11 protein-coding genes are annotated in these 22,963 nt (G+C 71.7%); 7 read left to right on the forward strand and 4 right to left on the reverse strand.

Annotated features, from left to right (window positions below):
• Positions 1-168 precede the first annotated feature (168 nt).
• From ROY82_05165 to ROY82_05190, 6 genes are all read left to right on the forward strand, one after another.
• Positions 169-669, forward strand: coding sequence for a hypothetical protein (locus ROY82_05165; GenBank protein ID MDT3681857.1), 501 nt, complete (start codon positions 169-171; stop codon positions 667-669).
• Between the two features lie 323 nt (positions 670-992).
• Positions 993-2,036, forward strand: a complete 1,044-nt coding sequence (pheS, locus tag ROY82_05170; GenBank protein MDT3681858.1) for a phenylalanine--tRNA ligase subunit alpha — start codon at positions 993-995, stop codon at positions 2,034-2,036.
• Positions 2,033-4,378, forward strand: coding sequence for a phenylalanine--tRNA ligase subunit beta (gene pheT / locus ROY82_05175; protein ID MDT3681859.1), 2,346 nt, complete (start codon positions 2,033-2,035; stop codon positions 4,376-4,378). The genes pheS and pheT overlap by 4 nt, the downstream gene beginning before the upstream one ends.
• Entirely contained in the window at positions 4,375-4,926 is a 552-nt protein-coding gene (locus ROY82_05180) for a hypothetical protein (protein MDT3681860.1), read from the forward strand. The genes pheT and ROY82_05180 overlap by 4 nt, the downstream gene beginning before the upstream one ends.
• Before the next feature lie 138 nt (positions 4,927-5,064).
• Positions 5,065-6,897, forward strand: a complete 1,833-nt coding sequence (glmS, locus tag ROY82_05185) for a glutamine--fructose-6-phosphate transaminase (isomerizing) (protein ID MDT3681861.1) — start codon at positions 5,065-5,067, stop codon at positions 6,895-6,897.
• 99 nt (positions 6,898-6,996) lie between these two features.
• Positions 6,997-7,203, forward strand: coding sequence for a hypothetical protein (locus tag ROY82_05190; GenBank protein ID MDT3681862.1), 207 nt, complete (start codon positions 6,997-6,999; stop codon positions 7,201-7,203).
• A 1-nt stretch (position 7,204) separates the two neighbouring features.
• Here the strand turns inward: ROY82_05190 and ROY82_05195 are convergent, their stop codons facing one another.
• Both ROY82_05195 and ROY82_05200 read right to left on the reverse strand, forming a co-directional pair.
• Positions 7,205-7,996, reverse strand: coding sequence for a tetratricopeptide repeat protein (locus ROY82_05195; GenBank protein ID MDT3681863.1), 792 nt, complete (start codon positions 7,994-7,996; stop codon positions 7,205-7,207).
• A complete protein-coding gene (locus ROY82_05200) occupies positions 7,993-9,393 on the reverse strand; it encodes a glycogen synthase (protein ID MDT3681864.1) in 1,401 nt (466 codons plus the stop codon). The genes ROY82_05195 and ROY82_05200 overlap by 4 nt, the downstream gene beginning before the upstream one ends.
• 190 nt (positions 9,394-9,583) lie before the next feature.
• On the opposite strand from ROY82_05200, the gene ROY82_05205 reads away from it, so the two are divergent.
• Positions 9,584-10,942: a S41 family peptidase gene (locus ROY82_05205; protein ID MDT3681865.1), complete on the forward strand. Its 1,359-nt coding sequence runs from the start codon at positions 9,584-9,586 to the stop codon at positions 10,940-10,942.
• A gap of 4 nt (positions 10,943-10,946) precedes the next feature.
• On the opposite strand, the gene pckA is transcribed toward ROY82_05205, so the two are convergent.
• Together pckA and ROY82_05215 are read right to left on the reverse strand one after the other, a co-directional pair.
• On the reverse strand, positions 10,947-12,554 hold the full coding sequence (gene pckA, locus ROY82_05210; GenBank protein MDT3681866.1) for a phosphoenolpyruvate carboxykinase (ATP): 1,608 nt from the start codon (positions 12,552-12,554) through the stop codon (positions 10,947-10,949).
• A gap of 120 nt (positions 12,555-12,674) precedes the next feature.
• Positions 12,675-22,937, reverse strand: a complete 10,263-nt coding sequence (locus ROY82_05215) for a translocation/assembly module TamB domain-containing protein (protein ID MDT3681867.1) — start codon at positions 22,935-22,937, stop codon at positions 12,675-12,677.
• Between the last annotated feature and the right edge of the window lie 26 nt (positions 22,938-22,963).

The raw sequence follows: 22,963 nt of genomic DNA on the forward strand, positions 1-22,963 counted from the left end.
GACTCCCCCAACGAAAAGGCGGTGGGCCAGAACCCACCCGCCGGTCCCGCCGGGACTTTGTCCACCGGCAATCTTACCGCTCCGGCCCGCATTACCACAAGGGCCGAGCAAGCGTCGGTGCGCCTTCCGCCCACGCCAGGCATGGGCGTCGGGTCTTACAATCGCACGGTGACGCCCAAGCACCCAACCAGCGCTTCGCCGCCGGCGACCCCGGACCGGGGCGGCTACGTGGAGGCCATGCGAGCGACCGCCGAGTTGGCGGACGTGGCGGCCCGGCTGTTGCCGGCGATGTTCCCCGAGAAGCGCTTCGTCAGCGCCATGGAGGGAGGCTGGGTGACGTTCGCGGCCAGACCGGCCCTGGCGCTGCAAGATTCCAGGCGGCTCTTGGATCATCTTCACGATCTCGTAGCGAGGCCCGAGTGGCGGCGCCTGCACGCGGTGGCTCGCGAGGTGACCGACACGAGGGGCCGGCGGGTGGAGGTGCTCGTACCGCTGCCACCCGAGGCCTACGAGGGCGGGGAGGCGGTGGTAGGGCCGTTCCCCGACGAGGAGAGCGCCAAGGCGTGGTACGCGGGCGTCCAGGTGCATGGGCTCGCCGCCGACACGGTACGTCTGGCGGACGCGTGGCTCTGCGACCTCTTCTTGCTGAGCGAACTCCTCGACGACTGAGGGACGCCTGACACCCGCTTGACGACCCCCTCACACCCGCTCGCGCCGCAGGCAGCCGCTAGGGCCGACGCGAACGGGCCCGGCCCGCTGCGTCTCGCGTTACGACTGGAGGCGGGGCCGGGCCGGGGGTGGGTCTCGCGTGTCTCGTTGACACGCTCGGAGCGCGCAACTTACACTCGCCGACATGAGAAGCCCGCCGGCTTCGCAGCCTTTTACCCGCTGAGCGCGGCGCCGGAGGGGCCCGCGCGGAACACGCCACTGCCCGGACCGGGTGGTGGTTTTTGCTTGCGGCAGGGTAGTCAAGGAGAGGGTGAGCGCACACCATGGCCGAGCACGACGCCGAAGTCGAAGGGAACCACCACGCGGACGCCAGGTCCGCCGAGGTGGCCACGTGGTTGGAGGCCGTTCGCTCGGCGGACGACCCGGCCGCGCTGCAGGACCTGCGGGTCAGGTTGCTCGGGAAGAAGGGCGAGATAACCCAGCGCCTCAAGGCCCTCGGGGGGATGGCGCCCGACGAGCGCCGGCTGGTCGGGGAGCAGTGGAACCGCGTCAAGGCCGCCCTGGGCGCGGCCTTGGACGAGCGCAAGGGCGAGCTCGAGAGGCGCGCGCTGGCGGCGCAGCTGGCCGGCGAGAGGGTAGACGTGACCCTGCCCGGCACGAGACCCCCCCAGGGCGGCCTGCACATCCTCACCCTCGTCACCAACAAGCTGCTCGAAGTCTTCCAGAACCTGGGCTACGAGGTCGTCACCGGCCCGGAACTCGAGACCGACCATTACAACTTCGCCGCGCTCAACTTCCCGCCCGATCACCCGGCGCGCGACACCCAGGACACCTTCTGGACGACCGACGGTCGGCTCCTGCGGACCCACACGAGCCCCATGCAGGTCAGGTACATGGAGACCCACGAGCCGCCCTTCAAGGTGGTGGTGCCGGGCAAGGTGTTCCGCAACGAGGCGCAAGACGCGACGCACGAGGCGCAGTTCCACCAGCTCGAGGCGCTGGTGGTCGGCGAGCGGGTCACGATGGCCGACCTGCGCGGCGCCATCAACGAGATGGCCCAGGCGCTCATCGGGCCCGGCACGCGCACCCGCCTGCAGCCCACCTACTTCCCCTTCGTCGAACCCGGCGCCGAGTTCGCCATCTGGTGGACCAACCCCCGCAGCGGCCGCGAGGAGTGGCTCGAGCTGGGTGGCAGCGGCATGGTGCACCCGAAGGTCTTCGAGGCCGTGGGCTACGAGGGCGTCACGGGCTTCGCGTTCGGCTTCGGCATCGAACGCCTGGCGCTGGTGCCCTACGCCATCCCGGACATCCGCTACATGTACCAGGGCGACCTGCGCGTCCTGGAGCAGTTCAGGGGCGTCCTGTGAAGGTCCCGTACGGCTGGCTGCAGACCTTCTTCGCCGAGCCGTTGCCTGAGGTCGGCCGGGTGGTGGAGCTCCTCGACGGGCTCGGCTTGGCCGTCGAGGGTGTCACCGCCACCCCCGCGGCCCCCGGCGACGTGTTGGTAGTCGACGTCGAGCACGTCGAGCCCATCGAGGGCGCCACGGGCCCGCTCTCCAAGGCGGTCGTCACCGACGGACACACGCGGCACCAGGTGGTGTGCGGCGACCCCCACGTGAGAGCCGGCACGAGGACCGCCCTCGCCCTGCCCGGGGCGTACCTGCCCGCCGTAGAGCTGAGGGTGAAGGCCCGGGAGTTCCTGGGCGCTCCAAGCAACGGCATGCTGGCCAGCGCCAAGGAGCTCGGGCTCTTCGAGTACGGGGCCGGCGTGTTGGCCCTCGGCCAGGACGCCCCGCTCGGGACCGAGCTGGGGCAGGCGTGGGCGGCCGATCAGGTCATCGAGATCGAGCTCACCCCGAACCGCGCAGACGCCTTCAGCCTCTTGGGTATCGCGCGCGACCTGGGCGCCAAGCTGGGCCTCGCTTACCGCCACCCCGCCGCGGGCCTGCCGGCCGGCGACCCGACCTTGGATGACGGGCTGACGATCGACGTGCAAGACCCGCTCGGCGCGCCGCGCTTCACGTTGAGGCGCGTCAGTGGCTTGAGCGTGGGGCCCAGCCCACTCTGGTTGCAGCGGCGCCTGGCGCAACTGGGGCTACGGCCCCGCAACAACGTCGTGGACGCCACCAACTTCGTGACCTTCGAGCTGGGCCAGCCCACGCACGCCTACGACCTGAGTTTCCTCGGCGAGGGGCGCATGATCGTCAGGCGTGCCCATGAGGGTGAGCGCCTCACCCTGCTCAACGAGGAGGTGGTCGACCTCGACCCGGCCGACCTGCTCATAGCCACGTCGGGTTCAGGCGGCGGCGTGCCGCTCGGCCTTGCGGGCGTCATGGGCGGCGCTCTCGGGGGCGTGGCGGCCGGCACCACCGAGGTGGCCCTCGAGGTCGCCTATTTCGATCCGGTAACGGTGCGGCGCACCGGGCAGCGCCACAAGCTGATCACCGACGCCCGGACCCGCTTCGAGCGGGGCGTGGACCCGAACCTACAGGAGCTGGCTTCGGCGCGCGTGGTGGCCCTGGTCGAGGAGACCGCGGGGGGCAAGGCGCATGCCGGGCTCACGGCCGTGGGCCGCAGCGTGAGGCGGCCGGCCGTCAAGTACCGTCCTTCCAGGGTTCACTTCCTGATGGACTTCGACGTGCCGCGCGGCGAGCAGCGCGGCTACCTGGAGCGCTTGGGGTGCACGGTCGAGGAGCTCGCCATGGACGACTGGCGGGTGGGCCCGCCCAGCTGGCGCTACGACATCGGCATCGAGGAGGACGTGATCGAGGAGGTCGCGCGCCTCCACGGTTTCGAGCACATCGGCCTAACCGAACCGGCCATGCGCTTCGTGCCGCCCGCCGGCGACCCGACCCACCGCGCGCTGCGCGAGCGGCTTGCCGCCATGGGCCTGCAGGAGACCATGACGTACGTCTTCACCGGCGCGGCCGAACTCACGCGCGCCGCTGCGCCCGAACCGGTGGTGGAGCTCGCCTCGCCCCAGGGCGTGGAGAAGGGCGTCATGCGCACGGCGCTCTACCCTGGGCTCCTCGCCGCCGCGGCCGTCAACCGCGGCGCTGAGTCGCTGGCGCTCTTCGAGGTGGGCCACGTGTTCGGCGAGGTGGAGGAGGAGCGCGTGGCGCTGCTCATGCGCGGACCGCGCGCCCTGGGCCACTGGCGGCCCGGCCTGCCCGGCGACTTCTTCACCCTCAAGGGCGTCCTCGAAAGCCTCGCGGGCTTGGACGGCGCCACGCTCGAGACGCTGCCTGCGGAGCAGCCGCACCTTCACCCGGGGGTGAGCGCCGAGGTGCGCTGGAACGGGGTCCGCGTCGGCTACGCCGGGCTGCTCCATCCCGCGGTCGCGGCCAGCTACGAGTTGAGTGACACGTACTTGGCGGAACTCGACCTACCGCTCCCGGGCACCAAGATCGCGTTCGAGGAGATCGTGCGGCAGCCGTTCGCGGAGCGTGACCTGGCGGTGGTCGTGCCGGCGGCGGTCACTTACGCGGCCCTGGCCGGCCTGCTTCGCGCTGCGGCGGGGGAGAGCCTGCTCAGCCTCACGCCCTTCGACGAGTACCGCGGCGAGAAGCTGCCGGACGGCACCAGGTCGCTGGCCCTGAGGTTCAGGTTCCGCGACGCCGGCAGGGCGCTTACCGACGCCGAGGTGGACGGGCTTATGGAGAATGTCATGCGGGCGGTAAGGGACGCGGGCTACGATATCCGCGCATGATGAACGTCACTTACATCGACGCCCTGCTGGTCCTCATGGTGGTCGTGATCACCACGCTTGGGGCCAAGCGGCGGCTCGTGGGGCTGACCGTCGGGATAGGCGGGGTCCTGCTGTTGCGGCCCCTGCTCGTGGTCGCCGGCCGTGACCTGTGGCTCGCGCTCGTGGCCGCGCTGCTGGGGGGCATCCTGCTGGCCGTGATAGGCCAGCGCCTAGTGCCTGCAAGCCGCCGCCAGGGGTGGGGAACGGCCGTGCTGGGCGGGGTAGGCGGCGGGGTCCTCGGGCTCGCCCTCATGTTCGCCCTGGTGACGTCACTGCCCATCCAACGCAACCCCGCCAACGAGCGGGAGGTGTACTACCCGCCACGCACGGCGCCGGGCAGCCTGGCCGTGACCTTCAACCGGTCACCGCTGATCGCCACGGGCCGCGATATCCTGCTGCATCCGCTCCTCCCCGCCCCCACGCCCGCAGAGACCAGGGCCAGCGCCGAGTGGAGTGCCTACGGCGCGCTTCACACGTGGCTGGTGGTCGGCGAACCGTGGAACGAGTAAGGACGACGTCAGAGTAGGCCCCCTAGGATGGCCGGGTAGCTCGTGGTCGACCGGACCTTACCCGACTGGTGGCGAGGCACCCGGCCTCCCCGGACGGTCGGGTCGGCGGCGGGCGGGCGACGGACGGAGGCGTGCGAGATGTGTGGCATCGTTGGTTACGTAGGCGACCGCGAGGCCGCGGGGGTCATAATCGACGGCCTGGCGCGGCTGGAGTACCGGGGCTACGACTCCGCCGGCATCGCGGTCAAGGGGCCGGAGGACGGCGCGCCACTGCAAGCGGTAAAGCGTGCCGGCAAGCTGAGCGTGCTCCGCGAGGCGCTCGTCACCAGCCTCCTTCCCGGCAGCGTCGGCGTGGGGCACACGCGCTGGGCGACGCACGGCCGCCCGAACGACGTGAACGCCCACCCTCACCTCTCCGAGGACGGCCGCCTGGCCGTGATCCACAACGGCATTATCGAGAACTACGTGCAGTTGCGTCAGGACCTCAGCGCGCGCGGGCACGTGTTCTTGTCCGAGACCGACACCGAAGTTCTCGTTCACCTCATAGAGGAGAGCTACGCGACCTCGAACCACGACCTGGCGGCGGCCGTGCGCGCGGCGCTGGGCCAGGTTCAGGGCGCCTACGCCCTCGTCGTGGAGCACTCGGACCACGACCTGCTGGTGGCCGCGCGTAACACCAGCCCGCTCGTCATCGGTTTGGGGACGGAGGAGACGTTCCTGGCATCGGACGTCCCGGCCCTCCTGCCGTACACGCGCGACGTCATCTACCTCCTCGACGGCGACGTGGCCGAACTGGGGCGCGCCGGCGTGAGCATCACCGACCTGGCCGGCAACCCCCTCGAGCGCGAGGTCAGCCGGGTGGAGTGGGACGCCGAGGCAGCCGAGAAGGGCGGCTTCGAGCACTACATGCTCAAGGAGATCTTCGAGCAGCCGACGGTGCTGCAGAACACGCTCTTCGGCCGCTTCGCGGGGAACGGCATGGACGTCGAGCTTGACCTGACGCTCGACCCCGCCCTGGTCGACAGGGTGGTCATCACGGCCGCGGGCACGGCCTCGTTCGCGGGCCAGGTCGGGGCGACGCTCCTGCGCCGCCTGGCGCGCCTAAGCGCCGGCGTGGAGGTGGCGTCCGAGTTCCGCTACGGCGAACCCGTGGTGGACGAACGCACCCTGTGCATCGTCGTGTCGCAGTCGGGCGAGACCATCGACACCCTCGAGGCCATGCGCGAGGCCAAGCGCCGCGGCGCGCGCACGCTCGCCATCCTCAACGTCAAGGGCTCGAGCATCAGCCGCGAGGCCGACGACGTCCTCTACATCCACGCGGGTCCCGAGATCGGCGTCGCGAGTACCAAGGCCTACCTCGGCATGGTGGCCGCCTTCTCCCTGCTGGCACTCTGGCTGGGCCGCGCGCGGCGCGAGGTGGACGATAGTACGGCGGCCGAGTTCGTGCGCGCGCTGCGCGCCCTGCCCAAGCAGGTGGAGAGGGCGCTGGGCGAGCGCGAGCACATCCGCGGGCTGGTCGATCAGGTGAAGGGCGCCCGCAGCGCCCTCTACCTCGGACGCGGGGTCAACGTGGCCACCGCCATGGAGGGCGCGCTCAAGCTCAAGGAGATCTCGTACATCCACGCGGAGGCCTACCCGACGGGGGAGATGAAGCACGGGCCCATCGCCCTCGTGGACGAGCACCTGCCCGTGGTGGCCGTGGCGACCGCCTCGGCGCTGTATGACAAGACCGTCTCCAACCTCCAGGAGGTAAAGGCACGCGAGGGGCGGCTGATCGTGGTCGCCGACGAGGACGACGAGAGCATCGGGCAGCACGCCCAGCACGTGCTCCGCGTGCCGCGGACGCTCGAGCTGCTCTCGCCCATCATCAACGCCGTTCCCCTGCAGTTGCTGGCCTACGAGGTGGCTTGCAGCCTGGGCCGCGACGTCGATCAGCCGCGGAACCTGGCGAAGAGCGTAACCGTGGAGTGACGCGACGACCTGCCCGCGGGGCGCATGTGCATCCGTCCTCGCCCGAGCCGAATCTCCGCATTAGTATCGGGGCGAGGCTTGATTAGATGAGGACGGCAATTGCATGAGAACACCGAGGACGTTGACGACGTGAGGACATTGACCGACGTTCGTGATGCCATCGTCGAACGCGTGAGCGAGTGCAACAACGCGACCTTGCTGGACGAGATCGAACGACTACTGGAATCCGAGGCCAAGGGCGAACCACTGCTGACGCTCGACGACGAGGACATAAAGGCGCTGTTGCGTGACCTCCTGGACGAGTGAGCTAGAGGTAGCCGGCCGCCCTCAGGATCAGGTAGGCGCCGACGGCCGCGGCTGCCCACAGCCCGTACTTCAGGTACTTGGCGCCGGACTGGCCCGCCCACTTTCCTAGGCTCTCGCGCGCCACGGCCGCCTGGTGCCGCTGCTGCGTGCGCTGCGCGCGGCGCAGCGACTTGACGCTCTTGTTGAGGTGCCCCTTGCGGCGGTAGGCCACGCCCAGGTTGTGGTGGGCGTTGGAGAACTCCTCGTCGATCTTGAGTGCCGCCTGGTAGTTCTCGATGGCGTCGTCCACGCGGCCCTGTTCAAGGGCGACGTTGCCGAGGTTGGTGAGTGCCCGGAAGTGCTTGGGGTCGAGCGCCACGGCGCGCTCGAAGTGCGCCTGCGCCGCGCTCAGGTCGGAGTCGTAGATGCTCACGGTGCCCAGTTGCGTCTCGTATTCCGCCGGGAACCACGTGGCGTCATCCAGGGCCTTCAGGACCTCGGCGGCGGCGTCGGGGTCGCGCTTGTCGAGGTGGGCCGCGGCGTTACCGAGCACCTCGAGTTGGTCCTTGAGCTCCTGCCACGGCGCCAGCGCGGCTGGGTCGTCCAGGCGCTCGATCCGCGTGACTGCCTTGGCGAACGAGCGTTCCCGCACGAGCTCCTCCACGTCCGACAGCGCGGCGAGCGCCGCTTTCACGCGGCCGTCGTCGCCGCCCGTAAGCAGGTAGGCCTGCCGCGCGACGCCGAAGCGGCGTTCTTCCAATAGCGCGTGCCAGTCGGGTCCGGGGGGTGTTTCGGCGGGGGTGGCGGTCGTCACGTCCAAGACCGTAGCACGGCCCCGTACAGCTCGGAATAGGCGGCGGCGGAGACGGCCCACGAGTGATCGGCGGCCATGCCGTTCGCCCGGATGCGGTCCCAAGCGGGAGTGCCGAACGCGCGCAGCGCCTTGCCCGCCGCCCAGAGGAGCCCGGTGACCGTGGCGTGCTCGAAGGTGAAGCCGGTGACGCCGTGGCTCACCGTGTCCTTGAGGCCGCCCGTCAACCTCACGATGGGCACCGTGCCGTAGCGCAGGGCTATCAGTTGCGACAGCCCGCACGGTTCGAAGCGGCTCGGAACGGCCAGCGCGTCGGCCCCGGCGTAGACGAGGTGCGCGAGGTTCTCGTCGTAACCCAAGCGCGCCCCCACCCGGCCCTCGTTGCGGCCGGCGAGCCGTGCGATGCCGGCCTCCAGGCCGGGGTCGCCCGAGCCCAGGAACACGAGGTTCCAACCGGCCTCGAGCAGCGCGCGTGCGCCGCCGACGACCAGGTCTATCCCCTTCTGTTCTGCGAGCCGCGAGACCACCGCCAGCACGGGCCGTTCGGCGTCCAGGCCGAAGCGCGTAGCCAGCAGCGCCCGGGCGAGCGCCTTGCCGGACGGATCGGCGGCGGAGTAGGGGGCCGGCAGCACGGGGTCGTTCGCGGGGTCCCACACGCTGGTGTCGATGCCGTTGAGGATGCCCACCAGCTTGTGCGCCAGCGCACGAAAGGTGCCGTCGAGCGCGAAGCCGTACTCCGGAGTCTGGATCTCGAGCGCGTACGTCGGGCTCACGGTCGTCACGCGAGTGGCGAAGCCTACGCCCGCCTGCAGGGCGTTGGCGGACCCGAAATGGTCGAGGTAGGTGCCCTTGAGGTCGGGGCCGAGGCGCAGCCAGCGCACGGTCTCGTCGAGCCCGGCCTCACCCTGGAACTGCACGTTATGCACCGTGAACACGCTCGGCAGGCCCGGGAACCCCCGCGGCAGGTGCCAGCCGCGTTGCAACAGCATGGGCAGGTAGCCCGTGTGCCAGTCGTGGGCGTGGACGATGTCCGGCAGGAACCCCAGGCGTTCGGCCACCTGCGGCACGGCGCGCGAGAAGCGGGCGAACCGGCGCGCGTCGTCGGGGTAGCCGTAGAGGCTCGGGCGCCGGTAGTCCTCGTGCCCCACGAAGGCGTAGCGCACGCCGTGCTTCTCGAGCACGCCCACCCCGACGGGCTCGAAGCCGCCGTCGAACGGTGCCTCCACGTCACCCACCCAGTAAGGTGCCGCGCCGCCGCCCAGCTTGGCGTACCAGGGGGTGACGACGAGGACCTCGTGCCCCAAGCGCGCCAGCGCCTGGGGGAGCGCGCCCGCCACGTCGGCCAGGCCGCCCGTCTTGCTGAAAGGGACCACCTCGGCCGCGGGAAAGAGGACCTTCACAGGCGTAAGCTTAGCCGCCCTGCCCCCCTCACGCGCCGTGGCGGCTGGGAGGCCCGCGAACGGGGCAGCAGGTCGACCTCATACCCCCTCACTCGGGGCGGCGACCGCCCGCACGTAGCCTGCCGAGCAAGCCTCTCATGTTGGGCGCGTATAAACTGTCCTACATGCGTATTCAGTCACCGGAAGTCTCATGAAGCGGAGATGGTACCTGGCCGTCCTCGCCGTGCTCGTGGCGGGCACCATGGCCGTCAACGCCCAACTCTCGCGAGACTACGCGAGCGAGTTCTTCGATAACCCGACCGGGCGCGCGCTGGTGCAGGCGTTCGGCGCGCTGAAGAGCGGCTACCTTACCGACGTAGACGACGACAAGCTCATCCGAGGCGCCATGGACGGCATGATCGCCGCCCTCGACGACCCGTTCACCAGCTACCTGCCGCCCAAGGATGCCGCGCGCGAGAACCAGGACCTGTCGGGTTCATTCGAGGGCGTGGGCGCCGTCCTGACGCCCCATGACCGCAAGTCGGGCAAGGGTGTCGAGATCCTCACCGTCTACGCCGGCGGCCCGGCCTCGAAGGCGGGGGTGCAGCGGGGCGACATCTTCGTGAGCGTGGACGGGGTGGACGTGAGCGAGATGTCCACCAGCGAGGTGGCAGACCTCGTGCGGGGGCCGAGGGGCACGACCGTCACCCTCGTCATGGAACGTCCGGGCACTGACGGCCAGCTGACCTTCAACATCCAACGCGCCACCATCCAGATCGTCAGCGTCTCCAGCACCATGTTGCCAAACGACGTGGGTTACCTGGCGCTCAGCTCTTTCAACAACCAGCAGTTGCAGGAGCAGACGATCGAACACCTCGACGACCTCATCGCGCAGGGCGCCACTTCGCTGGTACTCGACCTGCGTGACAACTCGGGCGGGCTCCTCAACCAGGCCATCTTGATAGCCGACGACTTCCTGAGCGAAGGCGACATCGTCTTCCAGCGCTCCCGCGGCGTCACCAAGCGCCTCGCTACGGCCGACCCGAAGGCTTACGACCTGCCGATGGTGGTACTGGTGAACGAGAACTCGGCCTCGGCGTCCGAGATCGTGGCGGGCGCCCTGCAGGACAACCACCGCGCCCTGGTGGTGGGCGAGCAGACCTTCGGCAAGGGCGTGGCGCAATCGGTGCTCTCGCTCTCCGACGGGGGCCAGTTCCGCTACGTGTCGTTCGAGTGGCTCACCCCTGACCGCCGCTCCATAGCCGACAGGGGAATCACACCCGACGTCAACGCGCCCGACACCCGCTACCCCCGCACGATCGTGGCCGACGGCCAGGGGTTGCGCGAGGGTCAGACGGCCGAGCTGGTGGTAGACGGCAAGGTCGTCGGACAGGCAGTGGCCGACGAGGACGGCAACTTCAAGATCCTGACCTTGGGTGAGGCGCCCGAGATCAGCGCGGTCCAGGGGGAGGCCATCGTGCACCTCGACACCGACACGGCCCTGCAGACCGCCGTCGCCACCTTGGAAGACGTCATCGCCAAAACGAAATCGAACGCTGACTCGAACTGACGCCTCAGACCCGCGGGCCCGCCGCCAACACGTCGGCGGGCGCCGTGGCCTCGAAGCGCGCGAAGTTCTCGCGGAACATGGCCGCCAGGCGGGCCGCCGCGGCGTCGTAGGCCGCCGGATCCGCCCACGTGCCGCGAGGATGGAGGGCCTCCTCCGGCACGGCCGGGGCGCGCTTCGGGACCGCCAGCCCGAAGACCTCGTCCTCGTAGGTCTCGATGTTGTCCAACACGCCGAGCAGCGCCGCGCGGACCAGCGCGCGCGTGTAGCGCAGGTTTATGCGTTCGCCCACGCCGTAGCCGCCACCCGTCCAACCCGTGTTCAGGAGCCACACGTGGGTGCCTTGCTTCTCGAGCCTCTTCCTGAGCATCTCCGCGTAGGCCACCGGCGGTAGGGGCATGAACGGCGCCCCGAAGCAGGCGCTGAACGTGGCCGTCGGCTCCGTGACCCCGCGCTCGGTGCCCGCCACCTTGGCCGTGTAGCCACTGAGGAAGTGGTAGAGGGCCTGCGGCACGGTGAGACGCGCGATGGGCGGCAGCACCCCGAAAGCGTCCGCGCTCAGGAACACGACGTGAGAGGGGGGCCGGCCCACGCCGGACCTCGACGCGTGGGGGATGAAGCTTATGGGGTAGGCCGCGCGGGTGTTCTCCGTCTTGGAGATGTCGGTGTAGTCGGGTTCGCGGCCCGGTCCGAGGATGACGTTCTCGAGCACGGTGCCGAAGCGCGTGCTGGCCGCGAAGATCTCGGGTTCCGCGGCGGCGGAGAGGTTCACGACCTTGGCGTAACAGCCGCCCTCGAAGTTGAAGACGCCGTCGTCGGACCAGCCGTGCTCGTCGTCGCCGATGAGCCGCCTGTCGGGGTCGGCGGACAGGGTCGTCTTACCGGTTCCCGAGAGGCCGAAGAAGAGGGCGACGCCGCCCTTCTGCACCTTGTTGGCCGAGCAGTGCATGGGGAAGACCCCGCGCCTGGGCAGCGCCAGGTTGAGGGCGCTGAAGATCGACTTCTTTATCTCGCCCGCGTACTCGGTGTTGGCGATCAAGACCACGCGGCGCTCGAAGTCGAGCATGATCGCCGTCGTGCTGTGGCTGCCGTGGCGTTTCGGGTCGGCCTCGAAGCTCGGGAGGTCGAGCACCAACCACTCCGAGGCCTCCGTGGTGGGGGCCGGCCGGCGGAAGAGGTTGGAGGCGAAGAGGCTGTGCCAGGCGTACTCCGTGGCCACGCGCACCGATACCTGATAGGCGGGGTCGGCGCCGGCCGCCAGGTCCTGGACGTACAGCTCGAGGCCCGCGGCGTGCGCGCACATGTCGGCCAACAGGCGGTCGAAGTGTTCCTGTGACACCGCCTGGTTCACGCTTCCCCAGTCGACGCCCTCGCTGCCGGCGTTCGTCACCACGAACTTGTCCTTGGGTGAGCGGCCGGTGAACTGCCCCGTATCTACGACGAGCGCGCCGGTGCTTGCCAGCCTGCCCTCGCGCCGCGTCAGCGCGTGCTCGACCAGTTCTGCGCTCTGGAGGTCGAAGTGGATGCGCTTGGGGCTCAGGTCGACGCCGTGAGCCGCCCCGAGCGCCACCTCGCTCGCCGAGGACTGCTGGTTGAGGTTGCGGCTGTCGGTCATGGCGTCGTTACCTCCACGAGGCGCTGGGGCACTCGACTCTTATACCAGCCGCTTCGACCGGTTCCGCGACCGGCTTTCCAGCAACCGTACACCCTCGGTTGCGCCCGGCCGCACCACACCTCACCACCTGAGGGTGAGGCCGACCTGGAAGGCGCTGCGATCGGTGTTCAGGATCACCCCGGCGTCGGCGCCGAACGTCTGGGAGAACGCGTACGACAACGCCACGCCCAGCTCGGGCCGGGGCGAGTCGGGCACGCCCGCGGCGGGGAAGTCGATGCGCGTGGTGATGTCCAAGTCGAGCGGCCCCAGGCCGTAAGAGAGCTGCACCTCGTTGGTGAACGAGTAGGCGCGGTCGGGGCCGTCGTATGTGCCGATGCGGTAGCTGGCGAACAGGTCGGGGTTGAGGTAGCCGCCTAGGCGCAACGAGACGCCGAACGGCTGGGCCGTGTCGTCGAGCAGGCTCGACAGCGCCGAGGTGCGGATCTCGACGACGTCGAGGCCCAGCGCCTGCCTGAGGGCGTTGGCGAGCTCGCTGACCACCAGGACGTCCACCGCCGTGTCGAGCGCCCCCTGCGCCACCGCCGCACCGAGGCCGCCCGAGCCGATCAGGTCGGCGTTGAGCTCGAAGCGCCCGAGCGTGATGAGGCTCAGCAGCTCGGCGTCCGTGAAGGGGCGGATGCCCGAGCCCGGGCCCTCGCCCTCCACGTCGATGCGGGCGTCGGATGACACGCGGGGCTTCAGGTCGAACTTGAAGCCGCCCTCCTCGGGCGGGGCGGGCAGCATCTCGCCCGTGAAGGCCAGGTTCACGACGAACGTCTGACCCTCGCGGGGCGCCGTGAAACTCACGCGGCCGCCCGGAACCTCCACCCGCGACTTGTCGAACTCGGTGTGCGCGGCCACGTCCAGCTCGGGGAAGACGCCGCGCCCGGGGCTGAAGGTGGCGACGGCCCGGTCGACGGTGAAGTCGCGGCCCGAGAAGCGCAGGTTGCCCCGCAGCGCCGTCGCGGTGCCGGCCAGCCGCGGCTCGGCGGCGTTGCCGCTCAGCACCAGGTCGAGCGCCGCCTCACCCGAACCCAGGCTCGTGGTGAGGAGCACGCGCTGCGGCGCCGAAATGACCAGGTTGGAGAAGCGCAGCGCCGCCATGGGGTTGGGACCGGCCACGGGGGCCGGCGGCGGAGCCCGCGCGGTTCCCGCGGCGGCCGGCGTGCCGCCTGCTTCGGCCTCAGCGGCGGGGGCGGCCGCAACCGACGGGTCGAGGATCACCTCGGAGGCGTTGATGGCGCCGCCGAGCGCGACGCCGCCGGGCTCGCTCGTGAGTGTCAGGTCCATGTCGGTGAGGGCGTTGGCGACCAACACCGCCGGGAACGCCACGCTCAAGCCGGTGCCGGTGGCGTGCAGGTCGAGGGGGACGAGCCCGCCCTTCACCTGGAGCTCGCCGGCGCCCATGCGCCCGGTGGTCTCCACCACCAGCGCCCCGGAGGCGTCCTGCGTGAGGGCGCCCTTCACGTCCTCCACCACGCCGATGCCGGGCACGTCTAGGCTGCCGCCGAAGTCCACCTGCACGCCGGTGAGCGCCGCGGGCACGAGCGTGACGCGGGCGCCACCCGTGACGTCCAGGCTCCCCGAGAGCGGCGACACGCCGCTGAGCTGCGCGGCCAGCGTCAGGTCGGTGCCGCTCAGGGTCACGTCGGTGTCCTCGAGGCGGTAACGGCTGCCGGCCACCTCCACGTCCAGGTTCGGGCTGCTCAGCTTGGCGGTGGGGTGGGCCACGTCGCCGCCGGCGACGAAGGTGAAGGTGCCCTCTGCGCCCATGCCGATGCGCGCTAGGGAGGGGAAGAGGCCGAGTAGCGGCGTGAAGTCGGCGTCGACCGCCTCCAGGTGGAAGTCGAGGTCGTCGCGCGTGAGCCGGCCCTGCGCCTCCCAGCGCCCCAGCCCGACGAACTCGGCGCGCTCGACCACCAGCGAGCCCTGGTCGAGGGTGACGGTCACGTTCCCCAGCGTCGGCACTCCCGCGCGCTCCAGGCGCACCTCCTCCGTGGCCAGGCGCAAGTAGCCCGACAGGGCGTCGGAGAGGGGCACGTCGAAGCGGAGGACTCCGGTGACGTCGGCGGTCACGTCGGACGGCCCCACCACCGCCTGGGCGAGGATCTGCGCCGGGAAGCGCTCGAAGCGCCCCACGCCGCTCACGTGATCGTCCTTCAGGTTGGCGTTGAGCGTGAGGCCCTTCAGCCGCAGGTTCGCGTCGAGCGAAGCGAGGCTGCCGCTGAGCGAGAGCTCGAGCTGCGACGTGCTGCCGCCCGCCGACACTTCCGGGCTCACCAGCTGGCCGAACACGAACTGGTCGCGCAGCTGCACGACGCCGGTGACGGCCCCCGACAGGTAGGGGGCCCGGTCGTGAAGCACCGGGATCCGCGAGATCTCGAGCGTCCGCAGCCGCGCCTCGAGCCTGCCGCCCGTCGGGGCGCCCTCGGCCAGCGCGGCGGGGAGGATGCCCGCCAAGCCCCACGACCCGGTGAGCGTCACGCGCCCGGCGTCCGACTCGAGGGTGGCGCTGCCACCCACGCGGCCGTCACCCACGCTGCTCGTGACGTCCAGGGCGACGCTTCCCAGGCCGGGCGGGTCGAGTCTCAAGTCGCTCACCTCGAGGCTGCCCGAGAGCTGCCCGCCGACGTGGTCCAGGCGCGCCCGCACCTCGCCGCCGCTCAACTTCAGGTCTACGTCCAGCGTTACGGCGTCGGGCGCCTCGTTGGGGGCGTAATCACCGCGGATGACCCCGAACGGGCCGTCGTATGCCAGCTGCCACACGCCGTCCGCGGTGGTGAGGGTCCATGGGAGCGAGTACTCGGTCGTCCCGGTAGGGCTTTGGTCGCCGCCGCCCGTGAGGGGCAGATCGGTCACCAGCACCACGGTGCCGTGCAAGTCGGCGGCCGCGAGGCTCGCGCGCCCGTCGGCCTCTACGTCCACGCCCGCGATGTTCAAGCCGAAGCCCGCCAGCTCGAGCGCCGGCTCGGGGTCCAGCGTGACGAGCGCGGTGCCGCGCACGCCGTCCTCCCCGTGGAACAGTAGGCCGTCGGCCACGACCTGCGACGCGAGCGCCACGAGGTCCGGGGCGCGCAGCTCCGTGCTCAGGTGCAGTTGCGGCAGCCCGGTCACCTGCACGTCGAGCGTGGGCGTGGAGTCCTGGCCCGCGAGCGACAGGCGGAGCGGCCCGAACTCCAGCCGTGCGGCGCCCACGGCATGCAGTCCGGCGCCGGGGATCGAGCGAAGCCTCACTTGCGAGGTGACCGGCAGGTCCAGGCTCGCGCTCTTACCCGGCACCTCGGCAAGGGTGGCAACGACCAGGTCGGTGGTAGGCAGCATGCGTCCCTGGATCCTCACCGGCTTGGTGAGATGCCCACCGCTGATCACCTGGTCGAGGGTGACGCCGGCGCTGGACACGCTCGCCCGGCCGACCGCGTCGAGGGGCCCGGCGGCGTTCGTGTCGAGGACGACCTGCGGGAGGGCGCCGACGCCCTGGACGGTCCCCAGGGCGCTAACCCGCCAGTCTCCGAAGGCCGCGCCGACGACGCCCACCGAACCCGTCCACGCGCCGGAGCCGCCGCCGCCGCGCCGCACGGTCGCCGTCACCGCGCCGCCGTAGGCGCTGCCGAGGGCCTTGACGACTACGGCCCCGCCGCCGCCGCTGGTGAGCTCGAGCCCCAGGTCGAGGCCGGGGCCGTTGGCGGTGGCGTCCAGCCTGCCGGAGTCCAGCACGCCGCTGCCCCGCGCGCTGACCGCCACGCCGGCGCCTACCTCGAGAGCGCTCACGGTTGCCGTCCACTGCCCGCCGGTGGGTGAGAACGTGCCCTGCAGGTGCGGGCTGGTGACCTCGAGTCGGCCCAGGGGCGAGGCCGCGCTGACGCTCACGTGCCCGAGTTCGATGCCGGCGGCCACAGCGCCCTTCACGTCCGCCTGCAGCCAGTCGCCGCTCTGGCCCCCGTTCAGCGCGAGGGCCAGGGCACCGCCGAGGCCGGGGTCGATGCTCGCGAGATCGCCTTCGAGCTCGGCCGAGCCGAGGTCCGCGGCCACCCACGCCGTCCAGCCGGTCAGGCGCCCGGCGCCCGTCATGACTATCCGTGAGCCGTCGGCGCCCCGCCCGTTGGAGAAGAGCAGCACGGCCTCGCCGTAACGCGCCGACCCGGAGGCGCTGGCGGTGCCGTCCTGGAGGTTGGCGCGCAGGTCGGTGGCCAGCTCACCCAGGCTCAAGTTGCTGGTTAGCCTCAACTCGCCCGCAAGGGGCCGCCCCCCGGCGATGAGGGCGCCGCGGAGGGCGCCTTCGCCTTGGAGGTTGGCGCTGAAGACGGGGTCGGTGACGGCGCCGCTGAGGGAGACGCTGCCGCTGAGGCTGCCGCCGAGGCCCGCCACGCTGACCCCGGCCGCGTCGAGCGCGGTGGTTATCGTCGCGCCGCTCAGGCTGGAGAGGTCCGGCGCGGCCAGCGTGAGCGGCCCGGTGAGGGTGCCCGACAGGGACGTGCCCAGGTCGAGGTCGGCTAGGTCCAGCTGCGCGTCGAGGCCCACGCGTAGCCCACCAGTCTGGAAACCGAAGCGCCCCGAACCCGAGACGAGCGTCCCGGGGGCGCTGAGGGCCAGCTCCTCGACCGTCACGCCGCCGGCGTCCGCCTGTGCCGTGATGGCGAGGCGCGGGGCGGTCACTTGGGGCAGCCACGGCGACAGGTCGAGCCCGCTCAGCTGCACGCCGGCCCGCCAGTCGAGGCCCGTCGCCGCCACTTGCGCGTCGAGCGTGGCCGTAAGCGCCTCGCCTTCCAGCCGCACGGCCGCCGTGCCGCCCGAGTAGGTGACGGGGCCGCCGGCCTCCAGCTCGCCCGTGAGGGAGGCGGTGCCGCTCACCGTCGGGCCGGCAAAGGTGCCGCCGAGGCTCAGATCGGCGCCGAGGGTGGTGGGCACCGCGCTCAGTTCTTCGACGAGGGCCTGTAGGGGCAGCGCCACGGTGATGGCGCCCGTGAGGCCCTGGTTCCCGAGGGGATCGGCGGCGAGCGTGAGGGTGCCGCTTGCCACCGGGGCCTCCCCGTCGAGCCACGCGCCGGCCGTCAGGTTCAAGACGCCGTTCCCGGTGGCCTGCAGGCCGAGGCGCACCCGGCCTTCCAGCGGGTCCAGGTTCAGGTCGAGGGTGGCCGCGGCCTCGAGGTCGCCGGCGAAGCCCCGGTCCTTGGACCAGGTCAGGTCGGCGGAGGTCAGGCCGGCGCCCAACTCTTCGAGCGTGGGCGGCAGGGTCGGGACGACGTGGAGCAGGTCGCGCACGTCGTCGGCGCTGGCGCTGCCCCTCAGGGCGAACGACGCGAGGTCGGTGGTCGCCTCCGCCTTCAGGTCGCGCCACGTCAGGCTAAAGTGGTCGGCCACTAGGGTGACGCCCGCGTCGCCTTGCAACGCCGGCGTGCTCAGGGTGCCGCGTAGGTTCAGGCCGCCGGTAACGGCTCCCGCCGCCCTGAGTTCGACCGGTGCGCCGTTCTCGAGCAGGCCCGTCAGGCTGGCGGTGAGGGCGTCGAGCGTCACGTCGGTGCCGACCACTTCGGCGGTGGCGTCGGCTGTGAGTCCGTAGGCGATCACGCTGCCGGCCGGCGCCGTTAGCGTGGCGGTGACCGTGCGTCGGGTGCCCGCGCCGTTGCTACCCTCGGCACTCTGCTCGGGGCTCAGGACGGCGCTCAGGTGGGCCTCCCCGTAACTGGCCGTTAGGGTCCCGCCGCCGCTGGCGTCGGCGCTGACGCTCAGGTTGACGGGCGTGGCCCCGAAGTGACCCTCGAGGTTGGCGCGCGGCTGTCCCCCCGCCTCGGTCGTCCAGGTGAGGGCGCCGTCGAGCTCCCCGGCGGGCCCGCTCAGCGCGAGGTGCAGATCGTGCGGTGCGGTGCCGTACACGCGCAGGTCGTTGCCACCCGTGTGCGCGGTGAGGTCGAGCGTCAGGCCGGCTGCCAGTGGTTGGGTGGCGAAGGTGGCCACGCCGCCGCCCGTCACCTCGAGGTCGATGCCCAGCGCGGTGCCGACGGCGGCCCAGTCCACCTCGCCGAGGTCGAGGCGCGCCTCGAGGTCCGCGGCCTCGCCGTTCAGTTCGACCGTCGCGAGGTCGGCGCCGCCGCGGCTAGCGAGCAGCCGCCCCGAGTAGGCGAGGCCATCGCCGTCCAGCTCGGCGCGCAGGCGCGTGGGTTCCTTGCCGCTCTGGACCTCGGCCCCGGCGGTGGCGACCCAGGTGCCGGCGGGCGTGAGCTTCAAGTTCACGTCGACCGGACCCTGCAGGACCCCCGTCACGGGCTCGATCTCGGGCGCCGCCGCCACTACGCTGGCGCCGGGAACGCTGACCCTCGCGTTCACACCGTCGGCCAGCGAGGCCTCGACCTGGCCCTCGAGGGCGCCCGCCAGGGTCGCCGTTATCTGCGGGTCCGTCAGAGTACCCGCCACGGCGGCCGTGACGTTCACGGGGCCCGCCACGCTGGTCAGCGCCACCGTGAGGGAGCCAGAGAGCCGGTCGCCCTCCAGGGTCACGGCGCCGTCGCCAGTCTGGCTGACCCGCGCCACGCCGGAGAGTGGGTCGTAAGACAGGGCGAGATGCTGCTCGGGTAGGGTGCCCAGCTCGGCCAGGTCGAACGGCGCCGTGCGGAGCGTGCCGCTCAGGGTGGGGGCCGGCGCGGCTTGGGCCCCCGCTTCCGGCCCAGTTGCGCCTGGCTGAGTCGCGCCGTCCACGGTCGCGCCTTGCCCGCCCGCGTCGTACACGAGGTCCGCGGTGGCCCACTCGCTAAGAGCGCTAAGCCGGCCCTCCAGGCGCAGGACGGGCAGCAGCGTGCCACGGGCGCTGAGGGTGCTGTCGGCGGGGCCGCTCGCCGTGGCGCTGACGGCGAGCTCGTCACCCGCGCCCGTGAAGGTGAGGGCTGCGCTGAGCGGGCCCGTGATGGTCGCCGTGAGCGCCCCGCGCCAGCCGCCGGGGGCGAGGGTCAAGGTTCCCGACGCATTGCCGTCGAAGCCGGCCGGCAGGTAGCGGCCCAAGGGTGCGTCCGTGGCGCGGAGCCGGAGTTGATTGCCGCCGTCCTCCACGCCGCTGCTCAGGTAGATGCCCGCACCCTCCACCACCAGGTCGGCGCTCGCTGCCCTGCCCGTCAGCCGCGCCTTCAAGGGCGTTCGGTCGGCGGCGGACGGCCCGGGCGTGAGCTCGAGCGTCGCCTGGTAACTGGGTCCGCCGAGAAGGTCGACCGAGCCACGCCCCGTGACCCGCCAGTCGGGCCTCAGGTCCTCGGGTAGGGGCGCCGCGAGCTCTGCGCCCGCCACGTCCAGTTCCACGGAGAGGTCGGAGAGAGTGCCCTCCACGGTCGCCAGGCGCGCGCCCGTGGAGGGGTCTTCGAGGGCGCCGTGGAGCTTCAGCGTGGCCAGGTCGGTGAGGCTGGTTGCGGGCACACCGGCGTTACCGGGCGCGCTGGTTGCGGGCACACCGACGCTGCCGGGCGCGAGGGTGAGAGCGTACGGCTTGCCGGCGTACTCCACGCTCGCGGCCACCCCGCCCTCGAGCGTCCAGGCGTCGCCCGCCTGCCGAACGTTCAGCCGCTCGCCCCCCAGGCTCAGGCTGCCGGCCAGGTCGGCCCAGGTGAAGTCCAGGATCCATGGCGTGGGTAGCACCGTGAGGGGCCCGAGTTCGAGCGCCTCGACCCGGCCGCTGCCGCGTGCGCCGCTCGTGTCGACGCTCACGCCCTCGAACGGCCCGACGTTGCCGACCAGGCCCGCTGCGCCAACGTCTTGCAGGCTCACCGTGCCGGTACCCGATACCGGCAGGCCCCCGAGGTCGCCGGTGACGCTAACCGCGAAGGCGTCGCCCTCGCCTACCGCTACGAGCGTGAGCGCAGCGGGCTGGGTGAGCGTTAGCGACAGCGGCCCTCTCACCTCGGCGCCGCTGCCCTTCAGGTCGAGGGTCAACTCCCCGGCGGCGGCGGCGGAATCCAGGCCCACGGCTGCCGCCAGTTCTGCGGCGTCGGCCGTGCCGGTGGCGGCCCACTCCCCGGTGGCGACCGAGTACTGGAGGCGCAGGCCGGCGGCCTCGGCGGCGAGCAGCCCGGTGCCCGCCCAGTCGGCGCTCAGGCCGAGGGGCAGCTCGCCCAGCGTGCCGCTCGCCTCGAGCGAGCCCATGTCGGGGGCCAGCGAGCCTTCCAGGGTAAGGGGGGCAGGAAGCGCCAACCCCGCCACGTTGGCGTTGGCGGGCAGCGACGCGCTCACGCCAAGTCCGCCGCCTGCCAGCGCGGCGGCCGATCCGCTGAGGGGCGCCCAGTCGTCGGATCCCTCGAGCCTCACGGGCAGGCCCGTGACGGTGGCGCCGAAGGCGGTCGAGGAGCCGGCGCTGAGGTCGACGTGCTCGCCGTTCACTCTCAGGTTCCAGGTTGCGTCGGCGCCCGCCCCCAGCAGCAGGCCGAGGTCGAGGTCCAGCGGGCCAGGTGCCGCCTCGAGGGGGCCCGCCGCCGCGTTGGTAAGCGCCGCCGTGCCGGTCACGCTGAGAGTGTCGTTCGAGAAAGTCAGCCGGCCATCGGCCACGCTGACGGTGCCGCCGACGCCGTCGCCCGTCACCGTCACCGGGCCGAGCGTCCACTCGGCCCGCACGCCGCCCTCGAGCAGCTCGGCACGCAGCGCCAGCGGCCCGAAGCTGCCCTGCACGGCGCCTAGCGTCCCACCGGCGAACGAGGCGGTGGCGCTCCCCCGCAGGTCGGCCGACACCGTCAGGCCCGCGGGAAGCGCCGGGTCCGCGGCCGCCAGGTCCGGCGTGAGGGGTTCCGGGCCGTCCAGGTCGAGGCTCAACGCCAGCGCGTCGAGCGGACCCTCGGCCCTGAGCGACACGGTAGCGGGCCCGCTGGTGCCGGGGACGTAGGCGTTGTCTAGGTTGATGGCGCCGTCCAGCTTGTCGTCGGCGAAGACGAAGGCGCCGGAAAGAGTCACCCCCGCGCTGGAGTACGCGAACGCGTCGGTGCTGCCCGAGACGAAGGCCCCCCAGCCGTCCTGGTCGCGCTGGGCCTCGAGTTCGATGGTGGTCGGCGCGCCCGTGACCTGCCCCGTCCAGTCGGCGGTGAGCAGGGCGTCGGGGGCGGAACCCAACGGCAGCTCGAGTACCGCCGAACCGATGCGGCCCCCCGGCTCGAAGCCGGAGAACTCGAAGCCGCCGAGGTCGACGGCCTTCGCCCGCACCCGCAGCATGGGTTCGCCCCTGGGGGTTGAGGCGATCGTCAGGGCCACCGGGCCGCCGCCCAGGGTGGCCGACGCGTCGACGGTGAGGTTGGTCGCCGTACCAGCCTCGAAGCGCGTCTCGAGGTCGGCTAGTGGCAGGCCGTTGACGGTGCCGCCGCCCGTGGCCTTGCCCCGCGCCAGTACGTCCTCCCAGCCGCTGACGTTCAGCTCGAGCTGCAGCGCGCCTTCGGCGTCCACGGGGAGCCCATCGGGGAAGGAGTCGCGCAGCAGCCAGTCGGCGGCCCGGACCATGGAGGGCGTTGCGGTTCCCGTGGCGGAGAAGTTCATGGCCTCCACGTCGACGGTGCCGGTCGCTTGCACGTGGCCGCCCATGCCCTCGCCCTGAACGTCGGCACTGATCACGGGGTAGCGGAGCTTGACGGTGCCGCTCACGCCGTGGGCCTCGAGGCCGAGGTCCGAGACGGCCCCGCCCTTCAGTTCGAAGTCGCCCGCCAACTGGCCACGCTTGACCGACAGGGTGCCCGAAACCGTGCCGGCCCGCGCGCCGGGCCACCACTGCCTGGCGATGGTCGCGTCGGCATGCTCGATAACGGCGTTGAAGTCGAGGGTGCTCGGGTCGAGGGTGCCGTGGAACGCCAGCTCGCCGTCCGCCGTGCTCACCCGGGCGGCCACCCTCAGGTCGCCCGCCTCGTTGGTGACGTCCAGGCCCGTGATGCTGGCTTCGGGCAGGGTGAACGGCACCTGCCGCGCGTTCAGCTGCACGCCCGAGAGGTGGACGGTTCCCAGCCGCACCCGCGGCGCGAAGCCGCCGCCGCCGCCTGGCGCGCCGCTGCCGGCAAGCAGCGCGTCGAGGTCGCTCAGGCCCACCTCGCCCGTAGCGCCGGCGACATCCACGTCGAGCGGCAACTCGCCGCCGAGCAGTGCGGGCAGGAAGTAGTCGATCCTGAGGCGGTCCACGCTCACGGTAGACCCGAAACCGTCCGCCCTCACGCCGAGCAGCGTCACGTTGCGCCACAGGTTGCCCTCGCTCCGCTGGTAGGTGAGCGTGACGCCCTGCCCCTCCACCACGCGCAGGAGGTAGCCGAGCGCGGCGTCCCTGACGGCCGGAAGCAGCGGCGCCAACGCCACTGCGCCCAGCAGCAGGGTCACGATGGCGGCGGTGAGCAGGGTTTTCCGCGGCATTGCGCTAAGGGTGCTTTCCAGTTCTT

The organism is Truepera sp., assembly GCA_032027045.1.
GTDB lineage: Bacteria > Deinococcota > Deinococci > Deinococcales > Trueperaceae > JAAYYF01.